At 48.8% G+C, this 23,391-nt stretch carries 22 protein-coding genes and 1 pseudogene; 7 read left to right on the top strand and 16 right to left on the bottom strand.

The genetic code is table 11. The features are described 5' to 3' along the window. Window positions 1–345 (bottom strand): annotated as a pseudogene (locus Q0986_RS14800) (hypothetical protein); the annotation flags it as partial. 654 nt (window positions 346–999) lie between these two features. Between Q0986_RS14800 and Q0986_RS14795 the strand changes: the two are divergent. The 4 genes from Q0986_RS14795 (at window position 1,000) to Q0986_RS14780 (ending at window position 3,596) form a co-directional block, all read left to right on the top strand. After that, entirely contained in the window at window positions 1,000–2,109 is a 1,110-nt protein-coding gene (locus Q0986_RS14795; protein ID WP_299411638.1) for a sodium-dependent bicarbonate transport family permease, read from the top strand. Between the two features lie 120 nt (window positions 2,110–2,229). Then, complete coding sequence (locus tag Q0986_RS14790; RefSeq protein ID WP_299411636.1) at window positions 2,230–2,562, top strand: hypothetical protein; 333 nt, start codon at window positions 2,230–2,232, stop codon at window positions 2,560–2,562. Between the two features lie 120 nt (window positions 2,563–2,682). Beyond that, window positions 2,683–2,958, top strand: coding sequence for a hypothetical protein (locus tag Q0986_RS14785; protein WP_299411634.1), 276 nt, complete (start codon window positions 2,683–2,685; stop codon window positions 2,956–2,958). A 233-nt stretch (window positions 2,959–3,191) separates the two neighbouring features. Beyond that, complete coding sequence (locus Q0986_RS14780) at window positions 3,192–3,596, top strand: methyltransferase domain-containing protein (protein WP_366918596.1); 405 nt, start codon at window positions 3,192–3,194, stop codon at window positions 3,594–3,596. 192 nt (window positions 3,597–3,788) lie between these two features. Here the strand turns inward: Q0986_RS14780 and Q0986_RS14775 are convergent, their stop codons facing one another. Continuing rightward, the gene (locus Q0986_RS14775; RefSeq protein WP_299411632.1) at window positions 3,789–3,986 is read right to left on the bottom strand and encodes an electron transporter; all 198 of its coding nucleotides are present in this window, start codon (window positions 3,984–3,986) and stop codon (window positions 3,789–3,791) included. Window positions 3,987–4,769: 783 nt separating this feature from the next. Between Q0986_RS14775 and Q0986_RS14770 the strand changes: the two genes are divergently transcribed. Beyond that, on the top strand, window positions 4,770–5,357 hold the full coding sequence (locus tag Q0986_RS14770; RefSeq protein ID WP_299411630.1) for an NAD(P)H-dependent oxidoreductase: 588 nt from the start codon (window positions 4,770–4,772) through the stop codon (window positions 5,355–5,357). A 75-nt stretch (window positions 5,358–5,432) separates the two neighbouring features. Here Q0986_RS14770 and Q0986_RS14765 read toward each other — a convergent pair whose 3' ends face one another. The 13 genes from Q0986_RS14765 to glyA all read right to left on the bottom strand — a co-directional run bounded on the left by Q0986_RS14765 (window position 5,433) and on the right by glyA (window position 20,567). Beyond that, on the bottom strand, window positions 5,433–5,768 hold the full coding sequence (locus tag Q0986_RS14765; RefSeq protein ID WP_366918595.1) for a septal ring lytic transglycosylase RlpA family protein: 336 nt from the start codon (window positions 5,766–5,768) through the stop codon (window positions 5,433–5,435). An 86-nt stretch (window positions 5,769–5,854) separates the two neighbouring features. After that, window positions 5,855–6,262, bottom strand: a complete 408-nt coding sequence (locus Q0986_RS14760) for a hypothetical protein (protein ID WP_299411626.1) — start codon at window positions 6,260–6,262, stop codon at window positions 5,855–5,857. 198 nt (window positions 6,263–6,460) lie between these two features. Then, a complete protein-coding gene (locus Q0986_RS14755; RefSeq protein ID WP_299411624.1) occupies window positions 6,461–7,396 on the bottom strand; it encodes a cation diffusion facilitator family transporter in 936 nt (311 codons plus the stop codon). A gap of 81 nt (window positions 7,397–7,477) precedes the next feature. Then, window positions 7,478–9,946: an ATP-dependent Clp protease ATP-binding subunit gene (locus tag Q0986_RS14750; RefSeq protein WP_299411621.1), complete on the bottom strand. Its 2,469-nt coding sequence runs from the start codon at window positions 9,944–9,946 to the stop codon at window positions 7,478–7,480. Between the two features lie 251 nt (window positions 9,947–10,197). Beyond that, window positions 10,198–10,788: a ribosomal protein S18-alanine N-acetyltransferase gene (rimI, locus tag Q0986_RS14745; protein ID WP_299411619.1), complete on the bottom strand. Its 591-nt coding sequence runs from the start codon at window positions 10,786–10,788 to the stop codon at window positions 10,198–10,200. A 38-nt stretch (window positions 10,789–10,826) separates the two neighbouring features. Next, window positions 10,827–12,641: a serine protease gene (locus tag Q0986_RS14740; protein ID WP_299411617.1), complete on the bottom strand. Its 1,815-nt coding sequence runs from the start codon at window positions 12,639–12,641 to the stop codon at window positions 10,827–10,829. A gap of 139 nt (window positions 12,642–12,780) precedes the next feature. Beyond that, entirely contained in the window at window positions 12,781–14,493 is a 1,713-nt protein-coding gene (locus Q0986_RS14735) for an ABC-F family ATP-binding cassette domain-containing protein (protein ID WP_299411615.1), read from the bottom strand. Between the two features lie 102 nt (window positions 14,494–14,595). Next, complete coding sequence (gene aroQ, locus Q0986_RS14730) at window positions 14,596–15,051, bottom strand: type II 3-dehydroquinate dehydratase (RefSeq protein WP_299411613.1); 456 nt, start codon at window positions 15,049–15,051, stop codon at window positions 14,596–14,598. Between the two features lie 155 nt (window positions 15,052–15,206). Then, window positions 15,207–15,335, bottom strand: a complete 129-nt coding sequence (locus Q0986_RS14725; RefSeq protein ID WP_299411611.1) for a DNA topoisomerase I — start codon at window positions 15,333–15,335, stop codon at window positions 15,207–15,209. A 191-nt stretch (window positions 15,336–15,526) separates the two neighbouring features. Next, window positions 15,527–16,786: a competence/damage-inducible protein A gene (locus Q0986_RS14720; RefSeq protein ID WP_299411609.1), complete on the bottom strand. Its 1,260-nt coding sequence runs from the start codon at window positions 16,784–16,786 to the stop codon at window positions 15,527–15,529. A gap of 246 nt (window positions 16,787–17,032) precedes the next feature. Then, on the bottom strand, window positions 17,033–17,950 hold the full coding sequence (locus Q0986_RS14715) for a CPBP family glutamic-type intramembrane protease (RefSeq protein WP_299411607.1): 918 nt from the start codon (window positions 17,948–17,950) through the stop codon (window positions 17,033–17,035). 165 nt (window positions 17,951–18,115) lie between these two features. Next, window positions 18,116–19,159 carry a glycosyltransferase family 4 protein gene (locus Q0986_RS14710; RefSeq protein WP_299411605.1) on the bottom strand — a complete coding sequence of 348 codons (1,044 nt, stop codon included), beginning with the start codon at window positions 19,157–19,159 and terminating at the stop codon, window positions 18,116–18,118. A gap of 124 nt (window positions 19,160–19,283) precedes the next feature. Further along, a complete protein-coding gene (glyA, locus tag Q0986_RS14705; protein ID WP_299411641.1) occupies window positions 19,284–20,567 on the bottom strand; it encodes a serine hydroxymethyltransferase in 1,284 nt (427 codons plus the stop codon). A 294-nt stretch (window positions 20,568–20,861) separates the two neighbouring features. Between glyA and Q0986_RS14700 the strand changes: the two genes are divergently transcribed. Further along, window positions 20,862–21,065: a hypothetical protein gene (locus tag Q0986_RS14700; RefSeq protein WP_299411604.1), complete on the top strand. Its 204-nt coding sequence runs from the start codon at window positions 20,862–20,864 to the stop codon at window positions 21,063–21,065. 196 nt (window positions 21,066–21,261) lie between these two features. After that, window positions 21,262–21,789 carry a Tic20 family protein gene (locus Q0986_RS14695; RefSeq protein WP_299411602.1) on the top strand — a complete coding sequence of 176 codons (528 nt, stop codon included), beginning with the start codon at window positions 21,262–21,264 and terminating at the stop codon, window positions 21,787–21,789. 113 nt (window positions 21,790–21,902) lie between these two features. Here the strand turns inward: Q0986_RS14695 and Q0986_RS14690 are convergent, their stop codons facing one another. Then, a complete protein-coding gene (locus tag Q0986_RS14690) occupies window positions 21,903–23,375 on the bottom strand; it encodes an NADH-quinone oxidoreductase subunit M (RefSeq protein ID WP_299411600.1) in 1,473 nt (490 codons plus the stop codon). Between the last annotated feature and the right edge of the window lie 16 nt (window positions 23,376–23,391).

Here is a 23,391-nt window from a genome sequence, read left to right as displayed (position 1 = left end):
ACACATAGAAATGCCCATATCTTGGTGATCGCGGGTGATTAAAATCCCTCCTCCTTGGCGATGAAAACGGGTAATCCCTTCAGCGTCCTTTTGACTCAGCCCATCGCCGACATCTAAGGCAAATAGCCACAGCTCATCGATGTCTTGGGTATGTAGGGTGCTGAGGACTGGATCGTCGCCGTTTGTATCGGGGGTGCGATCGCGACCCATCACCTCAAACAGTGGCTCACCCGCCTCATCCTTGAGAGAACTGAGATAGTTCTGTAGCAGCGAAAACCGACGGATGGTCCAATCATCCTCCTCTGTGGGGAGCAGGGTGGTTTGTAAAAGAATTTTAGGTGGCATTGATTTAGCTCAGTAGAGTAGGTTCTAAAGACGAAAGCACGGTTAGCATTCCAATCCAAGGTTACTTACTCAGTGATCTTGGGTTGGTCGATCGCTATTGCAGTAAAAAGAACCGCTAGCCATGATCATCCAGTGCGAATCCAGTTCCAATATGCCCACTTTTCTAGACGTTCAGTCACATCACTTTAGGCGTCCAGAAGCCATCCGGCCGATCCAGTCATGCGGTAGGCGTTAGACCGTTGTTGTCCTCGTTGAATCCAATCTGGATAGCCGTGTTGGCACGGATGATGAAAAATCTGCGATCGCAACTCACATTAGTCAAATATATATCATGAGTATTGACTTAAAAGAAAAACTTATCACTTGAATTTAACATTGTGTTCAAAATCCATGCTGTGAAGCACAAAAATCCATGACTTTTAAGATAGACTTAAGTACATAAAGATTAAATTCTTGATAGATAAAGGTCTATATAAGGTGATGCAAAACAACGATCACCTTCCTATTTCATTTGGAGAGCGACCATCTTCGAATATGTCAGCACAGATGTCGCTAAAGAATGTGCTGTAGGGGGTGATGTACTTTACCCCTACTTTTCAAAACTCATTGATCACAATCATCATTCCTCATTAGAAGAGGCAGAAGGAGGTATTTGTGGATTTTTTATCCGAATTTTTGACACTTTTCTTGAATAAATTGCAGTCTCCAACCCTCGGTTTTCTAATTGGGGGGATGGTCGTTGCCGCCGTCAATAGCCGACTGCAAATTCCAGATGCGATTTATAAGTTCATCGTCTTTATGTTGCTGATCAAAGTCGGCCTCAGCGGTGGTATTGCTATCCGCAATGCCAACCTAGCAGAGATGCTGTTGCCTGCTGTGTTCGCCATGGTAGTGGGAATCCTGATTGTGTTCATCGGACGCTACACATTGTCCAAGCTGCCAAAAGTCAAAATGGTGGATGCCATTGCAACGGCAGGCTTGTTTGGTGCTGTGAGTGGTTCTACCCTCGCTGCTGCTCTAACTATTCTGGAATCCGAAGGCATTCAGTATGAAGCTTGGGCTGCTGCTCTTTATCCATTTATGGACATCCCCGCACTCGTAACCGCAATTGTCTTGGCCAGTATCTATACCACCCAGAAGCGTCGTGCTGCAGACGAAGTGCTCAGTCAACAAGAATATCGCAGCAAGCAAGAGTATCTGGGCAATCCAGGCGGTACCGCTGTCGAGTATCGCAGCAAGCAGCGCAGTCCTCAAAAACAGCGGGTCAAAATATGGCCCATCGTCAAGGATAGTCTCCAAGGTTCTGCCCTCTCGGCACTGCTACTCGGCCTCGCCTTAGGTATGCTGACTAAGCCGGAAAGTGTTTTTGAGAGCTTTTACGAACCCCTATTCCGTGGCCTGCTTTCGATATTGATGCTGGTTATGGGGATGGAGGCCACGGCAAGACTCGGTGAGCTGCGCAAGGTAGGCCAGTGGTATGCCCTATACGCATTTGTAGCGCCGCTGCTCCATGGGCTGATTGCCTTCGGTTTCGGTATGATTGCCCACTACCTTACGGGGTTCAGCCTTGGCGGCGTCGTCATCCTGGCCGTGATTGCCGCCTCCAGTTCAGACATCTCTGGGCCGCCCACCTTACGAGCCGGTATTCCGTCGGCTAATCCCTCTGCTTATATCGGCTCGTCCACAGCGGTTGGCACACCGGTTGCGCTAGCTATAGGCATACCACTCTTTATCGGACTCGCCCAGGCCCTTATGGGTAGCTGATTCTGGACCTGATAGTACCCCTATTCCCTACTTGCAAGCTAGATTAGCGCGATAGCGCTGCTGTCGTTTTCCGAAGTTTTCATATCGTTTATTGAATATATACGTTGAGAGGTAACCTCTATGGCCAAGCCAGCTAACATGCTTGTCATCGTCACGGAAAAATTGCTATTGAAAAAGATCGTCCAGATCATCGATGCAGCCGGTGCCACCGGTTATACGGTGGTGGATGCTGGCGGTAAAGGCAGTCGCAATGTTCGCTCGTCGGGACAACCCAGCGTTTCTGACACCTGCTCGAATATCAAGATCGAGGTGCTCACCGATAATCGGGAGATGGCCATCAAGATTTCAGATGAGGTCGCAGCGCAGTTTTTCGATGATTATTCGGGCATCGCCTATCTCTGTGACGCGGAGGTTCTGAGTGCACACAAGTTCTGTGGACCAGAGGGTTGTTAAATCAAGACGACCCAGATCCAGCTAGCGTTTCTGTGAGGCGAAACAGCGATTGGCCATTGCCCGCGCTCTGGTCACTCGTCCCGCAGGGATGATTTTTTATAAACAACAATGGTGACAACGATGAATGAGGTCAAAAATTCATTGCAAGCATGCGATCGCAGTTGGTCTATCCATATCTATAGTGGTCGCCACTTGCTTGGCTCCCTTTACCCGTCCCATGCTTGGATATTTTTACTAGGGGCAACCCTCAGCGGGCTACTCATCTTTACAGGTTCCCAAGTGGCTAATTGTACAGCCCAACCCACAAGACCTGCTTCCTCCAATTCATCTCAAACCCCACAGTCTTCCTCAACCTCCCAATCCTCTCAGATCACTCCCCCTCTCCAGGTGGATTAATCCTCAAAATCTCGATGGCAATCCAAGACGGAGGCTGGCTCTACCCAAAATAAGCCTTTCACCTGGCTACGCAGTTCACTCTGAATGTTTATGAAAGGGCTGTTTAGGGAGTAAGGGATAGATAGAAAGAGGTGTTGGCTTGCGCCCCTAAATCTCTTGGCGGAAGATTGAGCGATGGCGTTGAAGCCATTGTAGAATTGCGATCAGCAAAATATTGACGAAGTCTAGATTCAATCAGATCGAATATCCTGCAAGAGCAAGCCCGCTACTATCGTGAACGTGCTCCAGAGTATGACGAGTGGTTTTTCCGGCAGGGGTGCTACGACCGTGGTGAGGGACATCGTCAGCAGTGGTTCTCTGAAATATCTGAAGTAGAAGTTGCTCTCCAGACTGCGGCACCATCCGGCAATATTTTAGAACTGTCTTGCGGAACAGGTTTGTGGACTCAACATCTTGCACCTTTGGCAACGAAGCTGATTGCAGTAGATGCTTCCCCAGAAGTGATTGCTTTAAATCGGCAACGCGTGAGTTCTGTGTCTGTGAAGTATGTTGTTGCTGACTTATTCAACTGGACGCCCAACCAAAAATTTGATTTTGTATTTTTTGGCTTTTGGCTCTCTCACGTGCCCATGGAATAATTTGAGCCTTTCTGGCAAATGGTCATGGGGGCATTAAACCCCAATGGGCGAGTGTTTCTCGTAGATAGTTTGTTGACGGATTGAAACTCAGGGATTTGAATATAGTCTGCTTGATGGTAAAGCTTTCAGCAGACTATATTCACCCGAGATTAGTAACTATCAATGTTCTAGGTTCGATGGTGTTGAACCTACTTAAGCAAGTAGACCTAAGCGCTTGCCGTTATCGCGAGCAAGGCGAATCCAATTTTGGCGCTGAGTCCGATCTATACCCGCTTGATTACAAAAATTGGTAATGGCTTTTGAGTGCATAGCAATTGCCTTACCTCTGAGCTTGGTAAATCTAGGTGTGCCAACAGCGGTACGAGTCAAAACAACGACAGGTGCAAACATAATAGACTCCGTTGTGTAACTTTATATTAACTATTTTTAACTAAATTGTTTCGAAATGTCAAGATTCAAGCCATGATTAAAATGAATCCTTTAAATCAGCATTTTCTAAGATAAAGATTGATTTTTTAACAAAAAATAGTCTGATTAGTCTTTAAATTAAAAAATACAAATTTTATATAGTTTTACGCTTATTTACTTTTAAATACGTCACTCTAAATTAGTGAAATCGTAGGTCGATAAGACATCTTTAATGCAGCGATTTAAGATTTTTATGACTGAATGCTGTGAGTCGATTTACAAAAATGACCATTAATGTAACGCAAATGTAAACTTCGTGAAGCTCACCTCAGACCCGTAAACATTGCTGCTTGTTATGAAGTCAGGCATTTAGGCCAATCGATGACGATGGTTGTAGACTTTGGCAGGGAATAGGTGGGGCAGTGCCTCATTCAACGGAGCTGCTAAGGTATCCATATGGTCTTAAGCGCCTAGACAGGATCAAGGTTTATCGAACCACTTCCTGCTCCGACAACACAGACAAATAATGTGTATCGATATTTCAGATTTACAGCGTTGGGCGAACTGCCGAATAGACTAGTCAGAATGGAAATGACGCTACCTCAGGCTGAGGTGCTATCTTAAGATTTCAACAATTTTGCTAAGAAAGTACAAGACAGGTAGATTTGAATTCTGTTACATGACGAGCGCCTCACTACTCCAGATCAAACACGCATTCGGTAGTGGCACGCTTGCAAATTTTTAGCTAAACGCGGAAGAGAAAGTATGTCATCCCCCATTAAGATTCTGGCCTTTGCTGGCAGCGCCCGTGTTGAGTCCTTCAATAAAAAACTGGTCAAAATTGCAGCGGCAGGTGCGATGGATGCAGGTGCTGAGGTCACCCTAATCGACTTGCTGGATTATCCCATGCCCTTATTTAATGAGGATTTGGAAGCCAAAGATGGTCTCCCAGAATCAGTACTTCAGTTTAAGGCTCTCCTCAAAAGTCATCAGGGATTACTGATAGCCTGCCCCGAATACAACGGCTCTATTACCCCGTTACTGAAGAATGCGATTGATTGGGCCTCTCGTCCTGAACCGGAGGAAGCACCCATGGCGTTGAGTTGTTTTAACGGCAAAGTGGCGGCGCTGCTCGCCACTTCCCCTGGCGGACTAGGAGGAATGCGGGGGCTAGTCCATGTACGCGCCATTTTAGAAGGGATTGGGGTGCTAGTCATTCCTGAGCAAAAAGCGATTCCAGGGGCTTATCAAGCTTTCGATGAGCAGGGTAATTTAGCCGATGAGAAACAGGTTGATGCGGTACGTGCGATCGCAAATAAGCTCGCCACAGTCACCGCAAAACTATCTCAATAGTTCGGTATAGGCCATGGCACGTCAGCGGTATATCCCTAAGATTCTTCGGCGTTAGCCTGCTGAAACAGCCAATAATTATCGTAAGACTTTGATAGAGACAGGAGCCACACCACTTTGGAGCAGACCAATTTGTTGAGCAGCGGCTTTGCTTAGGTCAATCCCACAGTTGCATCGATCATTAATCCGAACACTAACGGTTGCCCCATTATTGAGATTAGTGACCTGTACCCAAGTGCCAAAGGGTAGAGAGGGATGAGCTGCCGTATTGCCCCAGGTATCGAAAATTTCACCCGATGCCGTTTGACGCCCCTGATAGTAGTCACTGTAGTAGGTTGCTATTTGTCCCAAAGCTGCAGATTGGGCAAAGACAGTGGCTGTAAAAGCCAGGGGTACGATTAATTTTTTTAGCATCATGACTTACTGTTTGGCCAAGGGCACACTACTCCCCACCCTAACAAATCTTTACAAAACATGTCAAACGTTGTCATCAAGGGTGCTTAGAGCAAGATGCCTAACCGTCGGAGCCGCGTCAGCCGTGTCGCAATTGCCCCGCCATGCAGCGGAGAGCCTTGCTTCGTGTGCAATAAACAACAGTTAGGACTCAAGGGTGCAGATCTGACCTCAAGCTCACAAGCTAAGGGTGGGAAGTAAGATGACATCATTGCTGAAATTGAGGATTCAGATTCACTTTGAAGGGCCAGTTTTTGTCCAGAAGACGGTAAGGGGATGCGTCTAAACCACCCGTGTAGGAGAGTACCAAAGTTGAAGGAACGTCTTTTTGTGGTTTTATCAGGTTGAATGGCGCTTAAGGTATTCGCCAGCGTCACAATCATAAGCAAACCCAACACACCCAGGCTAAGCCCCAAAAATAGCCACACCGTCATCATTGCTAGGTCAAGATCCATCGTGCTCAACTCCTAGGAATTCAGATTTTGCAGATCACTGTACAATACCTGACCCGAAAGCCTGAAGAAGTGTGCCTAAATATTACGGAAAGTAAAGCATCAGTTTGGGGATTGATGGGCGATGCATATAGTCTGTATCGTCATTCTAGATATTTTGCAGGAATATCGACTTTTGACCGAGATCACAATTCTCAAAACTTATCGCTGGGTTTGTAACTGAATACAGATATCTGACAAATACGGTATTTCCTGTTGCAGGTGCGAACGAACTTGATGGGCGATCGCCTCTCCCTCCTCCATCGATACCGCTGGATCCACGATCAAACAAACTTGGGTATAAAGCTGATGTCCCATCCACCGGGCCTTTAAATCGGTATAGTTGTATGCTTCTAAAGCATGCTGCAAGTCATCCGTTGTCTCTGGTTCAACGCCATCTAGCAAACGTGTTAAAACAGTCTGGCCAGACTCCCAAACGATATGGAGCAATGCGCAGGTAATCCCTAATCCGACGACGGGATCTGCCCAGGCATAACCCAGCCATAACCCGACTGCACTGACGACGACTGCTAAGCTAACAAGGCCATCCGTGCGGGCATGGTAGCCGTCTGCGACTAAGGCTGCACTGCCAATTTCCTTGCCAACCCGAATTCGAAAGAGAGCAACGGATTCATTGCCAATAAAACCGATACTGGCTGCGATCGCAACGGCTCCCAAATGCTCCAAAGGCTGAGGATGAATAAACCGTTGAATGGATTCATAGCCTGTCGCTACGGCGCTAGCCGCAATAATCAGAATAATCATCACCCCCGCTAAATCTTCAACCCGACCATAGCCATATTGAAAGCGACGGTTTGGGGATAATCGTCCCAGCCAGAAGGCAATACCGAGCGGTAAAGCGCTGATAATATCACCAACATTGTGGAGTAAATCGGCTAGGAGGGCCACACTCCCAGACCAATAAACCGCTCCCACTTGGAGTAAGACGGTGATCAGTAGCCCCGCCGTCGACCATTTAACGGCCCACAGGCCCCGCTCAGAACTTGCCAAACTTGGATCGATCACGCCATGACTATGCGTACAGGCGTCATGGTCGTGAGGGTGGGAGTGGCGATGGACCGTTGTTTCTGTAGTCATAGATTGTTTGAACCATTATGAACTACAAGAAAGGGAAATCCGAAAGGGTTTCCCTTTGCCTGCATTAGCAGGCAAAATCGATTATTCTGCAGCTTGCGGTAGCAGTTCCCGTTGTTCAGCCGGGGCAATTTTAACTTGTTGATCCTCATCGACATCAACAATGGCTGTATCGCCTTCCTTCACCCGACCGGAGAGAATCTCTTCCGCCAAGGTGTCTTCCAGTAGACGCATAATCGCCCGACGTAAGGGACGAGCCCCATAGCTGGGGTTATATCCCTCTTCCACCAACCGCTCCTTAAAGCGATCTGTGATGTTTAAGGTGATGCTTTTCTCTTCCAAACGACTGAAGACTTCCTTCAGCAATAGCTCGGAAATTTCCTTCACCTCATCCTTAGTAAGCTGACGGAAGACGATAATTTCGTCCAGTCGGTTTAAGAATTCCGGTCGGAAGTAGCCCTTCAGCTCTTCATTCACCAAGGAGCGAATGCGATTGTATTGAGAATCCGCTTCATCCTCAGCAAATTCAAAGCCGAGGCCGCCGCCACCCTTTTCAATCACCTTCGATCCGATATTGGAAGTCATGATCAGCAGGGTGTTCTTAAAGTCGACGGTTCGACCTTTGGCATCCGTCAAGCGACCATCTTCCAAAATTTGCAGCAGCATATTGAAGACGTCCGGGTGAGCCTTTTCGATTTCGTCGAAGAGAACCACGGTGTAGGGACGTCGGCGAACTGCCTCAGTCAATTGACCGCCTTCGTTATAGCCCACATAGCCTGGAGGCGAACCAATTAACTTAGAAACCGTATGCCGCTCCATATACTCGGACATATCCAAGCGAATCATGGCTTCTTCGGAGCCAAAGAAGTAGGTGGCTAGCGCCTTAGTTAGCTCAGTCTTACCAACTCCAGTTGGACCAGAGAAAATAAAGCTAGCAATGGGACGATTGGGATTCTTTAGACCCACGCGAGCCCGACGAATCGCCCGAGAAATAGCGCGAACCGCTTCATCCTGACCAATCAACCGCTGATGCAGCGTATCTTCCATATGCAGCAGCTTCTCAGACTCAGATTCTGTCAGCTTACTGACGGGAACCCCCGTCCAGGAAGCGACAATATGGGCGATATCTTCTTCCGTGACTTTGGGTGAATCGTCCTTGTTCTCATCGCTCGACTTTTTATTCTGAGCGATGGCTTTGATTTCGGACTTGATTTCCATCTCGCGGTCGCGTAGCTCACCCGCCTTGTCAAAGTCCTGAGACCGAACGGCATCATCCTTATCTTTGAGGACTTTGCGCAGTTCTTTATCTAGCTCCTTGGCCGCAGGCGGCAGTTGGGAGTTGATTAGGCGAACTCTAGATCCAGCTTCATCAATCAGGTCGATGGCTTTGTCGGGTAGATAGCGATCGGAAATATAGCGATCGGAGAGCTTAGCCGCTGCTTCCAAAGACTCATCTAAGATGTCGAGTTTATGGTGCTGCTCATAGCGCTCGCGCAGGCCATAGAGAATTTCGATGGTTTCTTCTACGGAAGGCTCACCCACCATCACGGGTTGGAAACGACGCTCCAGAGCGGCATCCCGCTCAATATGCTTACGATACTCATCTAGAGTGGTGGCACCGATGCACTGGAGTTCACCCCGAGCCAAGGCAGGCTTGAGGATATTCGCGGCATCAATTGCTCCTTCGGCAGCCCCTGCACCGATCAGGGTATGAACTTCGTCAATCACCAAAATCACGTTGGAGGCTTGGCGAATCTCATCCATGATTTTCTTGAGGCGCTCTTCAAACTCGCCTCGATATTTGGTGCCAGCAACCAGCAGACCAATATCTAAGGTGACGACGCGCTTTTCTTCCAGGATATCGGGGATATCCCCATTGGCGATCCGCTGGGCGAGACCTTCTGCGATCGCAGTTTTACCCACACCCGGCTCACCAATTAAGACTGGATTGTTCTTTGTTCGACGACCGAGAATCTGGATCACCCGCTCAATTTCTTTTTGGCGACCGACCACTGGATCGAGTTTGCCTTCAGATGCAAGGTTGGTCAGATTAGCGCCAAACTCGTCAAGGGTTGGAGTTTTGGTGCGGCCTTGGCCACCGCCAGCAGAGACCTCTGCCGTTTCACCCAACATGCGGATGACTTGGGTGCGAACCTTCGCTAGGTCAACTCCAAGATTTTCTAGAACACGGGCGGCGACTCCTTCACCCTCGCGGATGAGTCCTAACAGCAGGTGCTCAGTGCCAATGTAGTTATGACCCAGTTGACGGGCCTCTTCCAAAGACAGTTCGAGAACGCGCTTGGCTCTGGGGGTAAAGGGAATCTCTACCGCCACAAATCCAGAACCACGACCGATAATTTTTTCTACTTCAACGCGAGCATCTTTAAGATTGACACCCATGGATTTCAAAACTTTGGCAGCCACGCCTGTTCCTTCTCCAATGAGACCCAAAAGAATTTGCTCTGTGCCGACAAAATTGTGCCCCAAGCGGCGGGCTTCCTCTTGAGCCAGCATGATGACTTTAATGGCTTTTTCTGTAAAGCGTTCAAACATGGCGTTTTCCCACAACCTGCTGCTTGCTGGTAAACCCAATTTTAGCACGATAGATCGGCTGAATTGGCGTTTACATAAGGATTTTCACTGTATCGAGCATGGCCTTTCTCTGGCGAGAAATGTCACGATGTTAGACGAAGCAGCTCACTCCTTTGATCTATTCTAGGTTTATCTTTCCAAGAATTGGGTGAGATATCGATCAAAATAAGGTGTGGATAATACGAAACGGTATACCTTATTACCCTTTTAATTTAATTAAGGACTATTTTGAGGTTTGTACACCCCCAAGTGGCTAATCGTCGCTCCGATTTTTGACGCCAATCCTGAAGCGATCGCACAAACTGAGGGGTTTGCAAACTGCCTTGCCACAGAACGAAGGCATCCTCACCATTTTCATAGTACTGGGATCGACGCCCCGCAATCTGAAAGTCAAACTGGGTATACAATGCTACAGCAGCGGCGTTTGTAGCGCGAACTTCCAGCGTGATGCGGTTAGCATTGTCTGTGTGGGCCGCTTGCATGAGCGAACACAAGAGTGCCTGCCCCAGTCCTTGGCCCTGATACTGGGGATGAACCCCTAGCAAGGTGATGTGGGCTTCATCCAAAATGCGCCAGAGACATCCCATGCCAATGAGGGAAGGGACAGCTGATCGACCTCGGTTAGCTGCTGGACTAGACCATTTACCAGTCATGAGATGAATGGGGTGGAGGCGCAGCCCCAACAGCGTACTGCTGGGTCGCTCCATTTCTTGCTGATACCCCTGAAGGCTCCACCATCCCCCAAAGATATGCTGATCCAGATCGACGGCTGCGGCTAAATGTTCAGCGCCAAGAGGAGTCACTTCAGCCCTCCACGTTGCTGACCTCATGCCTGCATGCCTTAACCTGGATTGTTAAGGGGACGATAGGCCTGAATATAATCCCCAATAAATTTTTGCAAATAAGTTTGCATATATTGTGTGATTAATTGCTGCATTTTCGGTCGTAAGGCCGGTTGATTTTGCACGCGGACAATAGCATTACGTAATTGTTGGTACGACCGAGGATTTTGGGCTAGCTGAATCGCCTGTTGTAAGCTATTGAGGGCCTGCGAGTCATTCCCTGCTTGGAAATAGGCTAAGCCTTTGCCGCCATGCATATCAGCGATGTCTTTACTGTTGGGTTTCAGGCGAATGACCTGATCAAAGTCGTCAATTGCGCCGAGGCTGTTCCCCTGGGCCAGACGAAACATGCCGCGGACAGTATAGATATCGCTGCTACCAGCATTAAGACGAGCCCCTCGATCCAAATCAGCCATTGAACCTTGGATATCGCCTCTTTGGAAACGAAAGATCCCGCGGACGCCTATCGCTTCCAGATAATTAGGGTTCAATTGAATCGAACGATTGAGATCCGTGATCCCTCCTTCTTGATCGCCTAACTGCCAACGAACAATGCCCCGAAAATAGTGAACGGCATAGGCATCCTTAAACTCAGCATTAAGATTGAGAGCCTGATCGAAATCAGCCTTCGCGCCCTTCAGGTCACTCCCATACCAGCGGACAACGCCCCGAGCAGCATAGCCAATCTCGGGCTTGAGGCGAACGGCTTGCTCAACATCAGCCTGCGCCCCTTGGATATTGCCCGCCGCCACCCGATACATCCCCCGAATACCGTAAGCATCGGCCAACTGAGGATCAATTTGAATAGCTCGATCCAGGTCAGCAAGCGCGCCCTGACGATCCCCTTGCTGAAATTTAATCGTGGCCCGATCACCATAGGCACTGGCGTAGTTCGGATTCAGACGGATAGCCTGATCTAGATCCTGTAATGCGCCTTGAGCATTGCCTCGCTGAAGTTTATCTGTGGCCTGCAAATAGAAATCGCCCGCTCTTGGACCGGTTGGAATAGGCAGACTGGGGGGTGTAGCTTGTGCAGGCGGTGTCTGCACAGGGGCCGGCGTTTGGGGTGTGATTGGTGTTGTGGGGGCAGACGTTGAGGGTGCTGCGGTTGGGCTGGTGTCTAGCCGGATGCCAACACGGGGAGCCATCGTTGAGAAGGTATCAATCGGAATCCCCAGGTTGGTATCGTTTTTGAAGTAGACATTGCCTTGTTGCTGGGCATCCGAGCGACCGTGAATCCCTACCAATGAGCCTTGATCATCTAACACGGGTCCACCACTCATCCCGGGTCGAGTGGAGTTGTTATAGACCAAGGCATAGCCATCTGCTAAAGGCTTAGAAGAGTTAGCAGTTAACCGGCCTTCCGTAAAGCGATAAATGGAAAGGTTAATCGCTTGAGTCGGCACGGGGAACCCCGCAACGAAGATGGGCCGACCTTCTTGGATCTGGTTTGAGTTACCGACATTGGCGACCTTGTAGGTTTGATCACTCTTAAAGGTCAAAATGGCCAGATCAACACCAGGTAAACGCTTTACTGTTTGGTAGTCGAGTTTATAGCGCTGATCGGACGGTGTGACAATATCATATTCGTCGGGAGTAGCGACGACGTGAAAAGCGGTCAGAACCGTATAAGTGCTGCCATCTCGCTTGATAATGACTCCTGATCCTGGGTTTTGCCCTTCAATCAGGACGGTTACTTGCTTGGCAATCCCACTCACTTGTTCGGGACTGAGCGCTTGGGAGGGTTGGGGTGCGATCGCAAGTACGGCAACCCCCATTAAGGCCACTGTTGGATAAGTAAATTGTTTAAACACGATAACCCTGAAAACTCGCCACCAGACAATACTCTAGCATGAGGGAAAATCGGCAGTCTGCTGGCCGCATCCGGGATGAGTCACCCTAAGACCCTGCTCATACCTCTGCCAAGCAGCGTGTTCACGCAATGACTTTGTCCTACACTTTGGCTTTAGATTTTTTGCGTTTAGCCTGTTGTTTGGCCCGTTTGGCTGCTGCCTTAGCGGCTTTTTCCGCGGCTATTTTGTCTTGCTTGGCTTTCTCAGCCGCCGCCGCCAGCTTCTCCTGATAGTACTGATAGTTGCCTCGATAGAGAATCAATTCTCCGTCCTTGATCTCCACAATTTTCGTGGCGACTTGTGAGATAAAGTAGCGATCGTGGGAGACGATGACGACGGTGCCATCGTAGTCTTGGAGTGCGGCTTCCAGCATTTCTTTAGCCGGGATGTCCAGATGATTAGTCGGCTCATCTAAAATCAGTAAATTGACGGGACTAAGCAGCATTTTAGCTAAGGCCAACCGAGCTTTTTCACCTCCACTGAGGGCCTCCACTCGTTTGAAAACCGTTTCGCCACTGAATAAAAAGCGCCCTAAGAGGGTTCGCACCTCTTCATTTTTCCAGTTGGGCACTTCATCATGAATCGTTTCCATCACCGTTTTAGACAGATCTAAGGCTTCGGCTTGATTCTGTTCAAAATAGCCGGGAATAACGTTATGTTCTCCAAATTTGACGGTGCCTTCATCGGGAGGTTCTGTTCCCATCAGCATATGTAGGAGTGTGGATTTGCCAGCCCCATTCGGACCTAAAATAGCAACGCGATCGCCCCGTTCCAGTAATAAGTTCGCACCTAAAAATAAAATATCATCGCCATAGGTTTTCACCATGTCTTGAACAATGATCACTTCCCGGCCACTGCGGGGTGCCGCCGGAAATTGAAACTTGAGGGTGCGCACATCAGCGGTGGGTGCCTCAATCCGCTCTATTTTATCAAGCTGTTTTTCACGACTTTTAGCCTGGGTACTGCGAGTAGCGCTAGCGCGGAACCGATCCACATAAGCCTGTTGCTTTTCCAGGTCTTTTTGCTGATGTTCGTAAGCACTCAGTTGGGCGGCTTGCTGTTCGGCCTTCTGTTGTAAATAGGCCGAATAATTCCCCAAGTAAGAGGTGGCTACCCCACGTTCGGTTTCCACAATCTTGGTACAAAGCCGATCCATAAAGGCGCGATCGTGGGAAACGATCACCATCGGTGTCGTTAGACCTTTTAAATAGGTTTCTAACCATTCAATGGTTTCTAAATCAAGATGGTTGGTCGGTTCGTCCAGTAGCAAAATATCGGGGCTTTGCAGCAGGATTTTGCCCAAACACATGCGCATTTGCCAACCGCCACTAAAGGCACTGACTAAGCGATCGCCATCTTCAGGGTTAAATCCCATTTCGGGCAAGATTTTCTCAATCCGAGCTTCCAGGCCATAGCCATCTAGCGCTTCAAACTGACGTTGGAGGCGGTCCAGTTGATGGATTAAGTCATCCAGCGTTTCAGGATCCGCAGTTTCCATTTGCTGTTGAACTTGATGCTGTTGTTGCTGAACTTGGTTTGCTTCTGAAAATACGGTCCAAAACTCTTCCCGTACCGTCCGACTCGGCACAACGTCGAATTCTTGATTCAGATAAGCAATATGCAGACTGTTGGGCCGAATTACTTCTCCGGCCGTCGGTTCAATCTCTCCGGCAATAATTTTGAGCTGGGTGGATTTGCCTGCCCCATTTACCCCGACCAAACCAATGCGATCGCCTGGCTTAAGTTCCCAGTTCACGTCCTTGAGAATTTCGCCTGTGGGGTAGACCTTACTAATATGTTCTAGTCTTAGCATTGAGAACTCCGGTACCAACTGTAGGTGCACGGAATTCTCCCTAGACAATCCCGTATTTCAGCAACAAAAGTTCATTATAGTCTAGACTTCGTAACGGATTATCTAGGGGCTGGTCTGGTGTTGTAAATGATAAATCAGCGCTTGGAGTCCTAAGGTATAGCTCTGAGCACCAAAGCCGCTAATTTGGCCGACCACAATAGGGGCAATGTAGGAATGATGCCGAAAGTCTTCGCGGCGGTAAATATTACTCAGGTGGACTTCGACGACAGGAAGAGCGACTGCTGCTAACGCATCACGGATTGCAACACTGGTATGGGTATAAGCCGCTGCGTTAATCAAGATGCCATGATCATGGCCTACCGCATTTTGGATCGCATCCACAAGGTCACCCTCATGGTTGGATTGGTGACAATGAACCTTACAATCTAAGGTCTGGGCTAGAGTCAGCAGCTGCTCATTAATGCTGTCGAGGGTAATGGTACCGTAAATACCCGGCTCACGCTGACCTAAAAGATTTAGGTTAGGGCCATGAAGCACAAGAATGCTAGGAAGATTCACAAGAAATCAGCAAAATGTTGTTTGTGATTCGTCAGGGCCTACGGTTGCCAGTTTCCAGAAAAGTTGGAGAGCAATAAACGGCAACCGTTTGTTGAAGCTGGACTAGAACTGTAAGCAGCTTCAGGTTTTGTAATCGCTAATGTGTGAGACAGAGACTAACGTCGATCTCGAATCGGAATAGGAATAACTTCTAGCTCAGGCTCTGCTTCAGGGCCAACTAGAACTTCAACAAGCTTACGAGCAAAATTCTTGATTTTTTCGATAATTTTATCTAAATAGTCCATTGAGTATGTTGCCCCTCGCTGTGACGTTGTAACGCGCCTGGAAAGTATAAATCGGTGTTTTTACAGACGGTTATAAAACAAAAATTGTTATAACGTTTCTTTAACGTAGCATATTTACTCACCTAATGTGTGATCTCTGTAACCGAATGTCGGTGTTTTGCGTACAATCCCGGATGCCAACGCTCTACCCTTTATGCTTGGTTGCTGAGAAGCTGACGGCGCAGTAGATCTAAGGCATGGGATGCACTCAACTGTCGAATCCAGTCTCTGCCTCTTAAGGGGCTAATTTGACGCTCAAAACTCTGGGTGTGGTGGGGACTTGCCAGACCAATATAAACAAGCCCCACAGGTTTGGTGTCTGTTCCCCCCTGTGGTCCAGCAATCCCCGTGATACTGATGCCCCAGGTGCTGTTTAATTGCGATCGCACCCCGGCAGCCATCTGTTCGGCCACGATAGCGCTGACGGCACCGTGCTGATTCAAAGCCACCGGATCGACCTGGAGCAGGTCTTGCTTGACCGTGTTGGCATAGGAAATCACCCCGCCCAAGAAATATTCAGAACTCCCAGATATTCTCGTCAGTCGTTGTCCCAGTCCTCCTCCCGTGCAGGATTCAGCCACGGCCAGGGTCTGCCCCTTTTCCTGCAGCAAAGCTCCCACCACTGACTCTAAGGTCTGATCATCGGCCCCAAAACAGTGCAAGCCGCACAGATGTCGAATTTGCTGTTCAATGGGGGCAATCACCTGGTTAGCCGTCTCTAAGGAGGCGGCACGGGTGGAAATCCGTAAGCGGGCTTCGCCCCGGCTGGCATAGGGCGCAACTGTAGGATTGGTCAAAGCCAAGAGCGGGGCCACTTGATCTGCTAGCGTTGATTCTGGAATACCCCAAAATCGCAGCACCCGATTGTAAATTTGGGCGGTCACCCACCCCTGATCCTGGAGATAAGGAACAGCGGTTTCTTGCCACATTAAATGAAACTCTTTGGGAACCCCCGGAAAGGTCAGAATCGTCAGTTCTGGGCGGGGGTGCCAAATCATACCGGGCGCACTGCCAATTGGATTGGGCAAGATGGCGGCTGAGTCCGGGAGCAATGCTTGCTTGTCATTGGAAGGGCTAGGAGCCCGATTGCGCTGCGCAAATTTCTGGGCAATATCTTCGAGAATTTCCGGGTGTTGAACGAGGGGAGCCTGAAAAAATTCCGCTAGGGTTTCTGTGGTTAGATCGTCGGGCGTTGGGCCTAACCCTCCTGTAAAAATTAGCAGTTGGGCGCGCTGACAGGCAATTGCGATCGCACGTTTGATCCGCGTAGGGTTATCTCCCACTACCGTCTGATAAAAATGTGGAATCCCTAAGCGTGCCAGTTCCTGTCCCAAAAATTGGGCATTTGAATTGAGTACTTCTCCTAACAGAAGTTCAGTACCCACACAAATAACCTCAGCACTTCGATTCATACCCTCTAATACCTTCGACTCACCTTCAACACTGTATCCTGCCTGTTCCACAATGCAAGGTTGAAGTCAAGATGGACGGGTATCACGGTTAGCCTCAATCAAGAAAAAGCATGATTAAATCTGACCTTTTTGTGTCTCTGGCAATTCAGGGTTTAAAGGGGCTAAAAATCTGGCATGCAGCGTAGGCCAATCCACCCCATCTATCGTCGGCTATGCCATTCTTACGTTCCAATGCTTCAACGAGGCTTATTGCAGCTCTGCTCGCCATTCTTGAATCATGCCCCATACGGTGCTGAGGCAAAGAATAAGTCCATCTACCACAAAAAACAGTAAGACCAGGAGTATGATATCTTCTTGACTGGTCAAGGTGGGTACTTGCCTCTTGAGTAACGAATCGAGGGAACTTAGCTCTGTAAGCACCAGTAGGGTCAAGACAATTGCATTGTGAAAGCTATGGGCAAAGATGGCCCACCAAAAGCCGTATTGGAGACGAATAAAGGCGAGGAAAATCCCACCCTCAATTTGCGTCAAAACCAGCAAAGGGGTTAACGTCCAAGCTTGATCGATCACCGTTGTAAAGTTGTAGTTGGTCAGATGTGCCAAGCCAAACAACAAAACTGAGCCATAAAACAAGACGGGAAACCACTGTTGATAGAGACGATGCGCAGCTTTGGGATGAATGCTCTTTTTAAGCCCAAGCCGCAACAACAGGCTCCCCACCACCAGCAAAACGAATATTTGAGACGGTGGTAGGGGTAGGTTAACCGTCAACGTGATGAACAGACTCCAGACACAAAAGGTTAACGCCAGATTGAGGGGAGAATAGCGCAACGGCAGCCGGAACATGATTTCTTCCAGTACAGGTGCGAGTACCACCCCATACCAAAAGAAGGCATTGAGCGAAATAGTCTCGGAGTCTGCTTGGATAGCGCCCACATCGGAGAGTCGGGCTTTGACCCAAAACTGAAGCACCATCAGGGGCAGCATGATAATCACTTTGAGGCTGTACAGCCGTAGAAGATCGGCGATGGCTGTTGACCCGCTTGCGATCGCTGCCTGCTGAGTGGGGACCTTGATCGTATACCGTGGGCGTTGCAAAAATCGGAGGAAGTTCCCCAGTAAACTGTCAGCCTGGTGAGGCTGCGGAGACGTAGGTTGACTCATACACTCCAGTGGGCTGTTTGACTGTCTTGACTATTAATGCGGTGCAATCGAGTCGGACAACCTAGACTCGACCCATATGAATAGACCTTGAGGTGTTCTTAAACTTCAGCATCCGCCTTATTGCGTTCAGATGACGTCGGTGCCAAAGTTCACTCTCTCTTCAGTTTATGATTCTTGTAAACGTTGCCACGCTCTCCAAAGAGCGTAAAACAGCAGTAGGGTGGCTCCCAAGGCATAAGCGTTGCCTGCGGGGATGCCAGCAAAGGCGATTGCCAAGCTGCCCACCCAAAACACAATCGCATAAATCAGCAACACGCTCCGACGTTGCGACAGCCCTGCCTGCAACAGCCGATGGTGAAGATGACCTTTATCGGCACTAAAGGGAGATTTGCCCCGCCGGAGCCGATTTAAGATCACTGTAGATGTATCAAAAATCGGGACCGCTAAAATCACGAAGGGTAAGGCAACGGCTACTGTCGTCACCGTCTTCACTAAACCAATAACACCAATGCCGGCTAAGGTAAATCCTAAAAAATAAGCGCCCCCGTCTCCCATAAAAATCTGGGCAGGATTGAAATTGTATCGCAGAAAGCCAAGTGCTCCACCCGCGAGCGCCGCTGCTAATATCGCCACGGTATCTTGGTTCAAAGACAAATTGACAATCAGCATCACCACTGCCGAAATTCCAGAAATTCCGGCGGCTAAGCCGTCCAACCCATCCATAAAGTTCATGGCGTTGGCCATCCCCACTAGCCATACCAGCGTGAGCGGTAGACTCAGCCATTGAATATCAATTAAGCCGAGATCGGAAAAAGGAAGGGTGACAAATTCGATTCGCACCCCCACACCCCACGCCATACCAGCAACCGCAAACTGCATTAACAGCCGCGACCAAGGCGTTAAGGTGAATAAATCATCGGCGAGGCCGATTAAGAAGTAGAGCATTCCCCCAACGATGACGCCTCCAAGTTCAATAGCAGAGGCCGAAGGCAGGTTACCAAACCCGCCGGAAATCCCAACAACCAGCAACGCGATCTCGCTGCCCAGAAAGATGGAAACCCCACCTAACCGGACCATTGGCCGCTTATGAACTTTTCGGGGATCGGGCAAGTCTACATAGCCACTCTTTAAACCAATTTTTTTGACAATTGGTGTACTCCAGAGGACCACTAAGGCAGCCACGAGAAAGGCAACCAGATGATAAGGCATCCAAGATCCTACTAAGTAAGGAAAGTTAAAACCATGCAGAGGAGGAAACAGTCTTAAAAAATTGTCACAGTTCCATCATGCCTGAGGAATGGGTAGGAACACAAGCCGCTGGGCTAAGCCTAATCTAAGTTAAGGCAGGAACAGGATGATTGAGATGAGGATAAAGTGGGAACCGTGTACAGAGTTGGGCAACCCGCTGACGACACGCTTCGGTCACGGCTGGATCATCAGGCTCCTGTAAACAATCCGCCAGAATATTGGCAATTTCCGTAAATTCTGGTACACCCATCCCCCGAGTAGTCATCGCGGGTGATCCCAGCCGTAAACCGCTGGTCACAAAAGGAGATTCTGGATCAAAGGGAACAGTGTTTTTATTGGCGGTAATGTTGACTTGACTAACCCGTTGGTCAGCCTGTTTGCCTGTCATGCCAATCGAGCGCAAATCCACCAACAAGAGATGATTGTCTGTGCCGTTAGAAACAATTTTGAAGCCGCGCGTTTGCAGCTGCTGCGCTAAGGTTTGGGCATTTTCGATCACATGACCAGAATAGGTGCGAAATTCAGGCTGAAGGGCTTCACCAAAGGCAACCGCTTTGGCCGCAATCACATGTTCTAGAGGACCGCCTTGGGTGCCTGGAAATACGGCCTTATTAAACTGTTTGCCCAGGTCTGGATTATTGGTCATAATCAATCCCCCTCTGGGACCCCGCAAGGTTTTGTGGGTGGTGGTGGTGACTACATCACAGAAGGGCAGAGGATTAGGATGGTGGCCTGTCGCGACTAACCCGGCAATATGGGCAATATCGGCCATTAGGTAGGCATCAATTTCATCTGAGATCGCACGGAATTTCTCAAAATCAATGATGCGGGGATAGGCTGAATAGCCACAGACGATCAGCTTGGGGCGATGCTGAAGCGCTAGCTCTCGAATGGCGTCGTAATTGAGCTGTTCGGTCTCGGGATCAACGCCATATTGGACCACATTGAACCATTTTCCGGACACATTCACAGGCGAGCCGTGGGTCAGATGCCCTCCATGGGATAAATCCATCCCCATAAAGGTATCGCCCGGCTGCAGCAATGTTAAAAAGGCAGCAAAATTAGCCTGCGCACCAGAATGGGGTTGGACATTGACATGGGCGGCGTTAAATAACTCTTTGGCGCGATCAATCGCCAGCTGCTCAACCGCATCAATAAACTCGCACCCGCCGTAATAGCGCTTGCCGGGTAACCCTTCCGCATATTTATTAGTGAGGACAGAGCCTTGAGCAGCCAAAACTGCCGCCGAAGTAAAGTTTTCGCTGGCAATCAATTCCAGATGATCACGCTGTCGCTGGAGTTCTTGGTGCAGCATCTTTGCGATCGCAGGATCGGTTTCGGTCAACATATCTAAACTGGTCTGCATCAAAACGCCTCCCGCTGTCCGGTAATCAATAAAGCTGTGATCTATGACAATTACGAATACATCAAGACACGACAACATAGGAACAGATGCTTATATACATATTTTTCCTAGTTATCTAGATCTGCTTTAGAGTAATCATCTTAACGTCTCTTTGCATTGTTAACACCTCTTTTTAAGACGGCAAGCTGTGAGCTCACCAGCGTTCCTTGCCCTTGAAAGAGAGTGGTCTCTCAGGCAACTTATGGATGGGTCGCATAAAATAGATTTAGGGCAGATCAGGTCGCCTCAGGGTTGCTTATGTTAGTCATCCTCACGGAAGAACAATTGCTTGCTCCTCAAGCCGTTTGCCAGTCTTGTCTTTTGGCCGATCGTGAAGGCCAACCACGCTGGCGGCAAGATCGGCTGTGTTGTGGCCGCCTGCTTGAGAAAAGGTCTGATTCTGATTCTCAACTCAAGCAATATCGCTGCCAGATGGGTTTTTGTGTGGCTTACGTTGAGTAATGGCAGCAGGCTCTCTATCAATCAATGGGTGACCCGAGTTCAGGAGAGGCTAAACCCCTCATACCTAGAGCATGACCTTCACAACAATGCTTCAGACGCTCTGTTTTAGAATATCTACTGCCAATACCCCTGCAGTTAAGCGGACATCCTTTATATTGGGTGAAGATTATCTTGCATCTACAAAGGAATATCGGCTATGACTTGGCGCGGAGCAACCACCACACAGGAGCGTCTTCTGTCCTGTTTACCGTATATTCTTCCCTTACTCAATGCCTTACCCTTTGGTGGCTTCTTGTTTAATCAGTTTCCACCACTAGCTTGGCTGTTTTTACCCATTTCTCTATTAGCACCGATTTATTATGCGGGGGGTGGAGGGCTGGCTATCGTCCCTATCCTGGTGTTTATCGGGCTGATCGTTGGAGTGGTCAGAAATAACCGCATCCGCCACTTAATTCGCTATAACGCTATGCAAGCCATCTTGATTGGTTTTGCCTTGGCGCTCGTTCGCATGCTGTTGTTGCTCATGGATATTGTCAATGCTGCAGTGCTGTCGCCGATCGTCGGCAATGCCATCCCCGAAGCAAACTTGTTCATTATTGTCTTATTCGATGTCTTGTTTTTAGGCTCCGTCGGGATTGTCGTCTATTCCGTGGTGCAATCTTTACGCGGACACCATGCCGAGGTCCCGGTTATTTCTGATGCCGCTTATTCTCAAACCCGTTAAGTCTGATTAAAGCCTGATCAGCAAACCTCCTAGAAACAACAAGAGGCGAACCTTCTTAAATGCTCCTAGGAGGAATGAATTGAGGGGCGAACCCCTTTCAGTTTTGATCAGAACTACATCAATGTGCCGCCAATACTAGCTAGCAGATCCTGCAGCGTCGGAATAAAGAAGCTGAGGATATAGCGAGGATAAATCCCAATTCCCAAGGTGATAATCAGCAGTGGAATAATCGTTACCACCTCGCGCATATTGATGTCGGGCAAGCTTTCCCACTTGGGGTTGGCAGGTCCCAACAGCACTCGGCGCACCATAAACAGGAGATAACAGGCGGCTAACAGAATACCCATACAGGCAAACGCGGTATAGAGCTTGCTGTATTCATAGGACCCCAGCAAGACCAGAAACTCACTGACAAAGCCACTGAGGCCCGGTAGCCCCAAAGAGGCGAGGGAGAAGAATACCAAGAATCCTGAATAGACAGGAAGTTGAGCATTCAGACCACCAAAGGCGTTCATATCGCGGGTATGAGCCCGGTCATAAATCACGCCTACCAGTAAGAACAAGGCTCCGGTGATCACACCGTGGCTAAACATCTGAAGCATGGCACCGTTAAAGCCATTGGTGGAAAAGGCGGCTAAGCCCAACAACACGAATCCCATATGACTGATGCTGGAATAGGCCACCATCTTTTTGAAGTCGGTCTGGGCCAGGGCAATAAACCCACCATAGACAATGCCAATCGCCGCCAAAATCGCGAGATAAGGGCGGAACCAGTTAGCTGCTTCCGGCAAGATAGGGAAGCTAAAGCGGAAAAATCCGTAGGTTCCCATTTTCAGCAACACGCCCGCCAGAATCACGCTGATAGGAGTGGGGGCTTCCACATGGGCATCGGGTAGCCAAGTATGGAAAGGGAAGGTGGGAACTTTGACTGCAAAGCCCACAAACAGAGCCAAAAAGACAATCTTTTGGAATCCAAAGCTAAAGTCTTGGGCCACCAGCTCCATAATATTGAAGGTGTGGGGAGCGGAATTAAAGTACATCCCCAAAATGCCCACCAACATCAGCAAGCTACCGGCAAAGGTATACAGGAAGAATTTCATCGCTGCATATTCTTTCCTGGGGCCACCCCAAATTCCAATCAAGAAATACATGGGGACGAGAACGACTTCCCAAAAGACATAGAACAAAATCATGTCTAGAGCTAGGAAGGTCCCCATCATGCCTGTTACGAGAAACAGGTAGAGACAGTAGTATTCTTTTTCCCGTTTCTTGATGCTAAAGGAGCCAATGCTGGCCAGGGTAGAAATCAAGGCGGTTAACACCACCATCGGGAAGCTAATGCCATCGGTTCCTAGCAAGTAATAAACATTGAGCTGAGGAATCCAGAGGGTCTTTTCGACCAGCTGAAAGCCAGTCTGATTGGGGTCAAATTGGAGGAATGCTGCAAAGGTAAGCGCACTCACCAGAGCCATATTGGCCAAAGAAATCCACTTGTAAAGGCTCTCTTGAGCCTTAGGGAGCAAAAGGATTATTGCCACCCCAACGAGCGGGGAAAATATTATCAAGGATAAAAGATGAGATGCCATACAACTCCTCTCTGAG

Origin of the sequence: Acaryochloris sp. IP29b_bin.148 (assembly GCF_028285565.1) — a bacterium.
GTDB lineage: Bacteria > Cyanobacteriota > Cyanobacteriia > Thermosynechococcales > Thermosynechococcaceae > Acaryochloris.
Note: the sequence above shows the minus strand (reverse complement) of the source record. Positions and strands in the feature narration are given on the sequence as shown.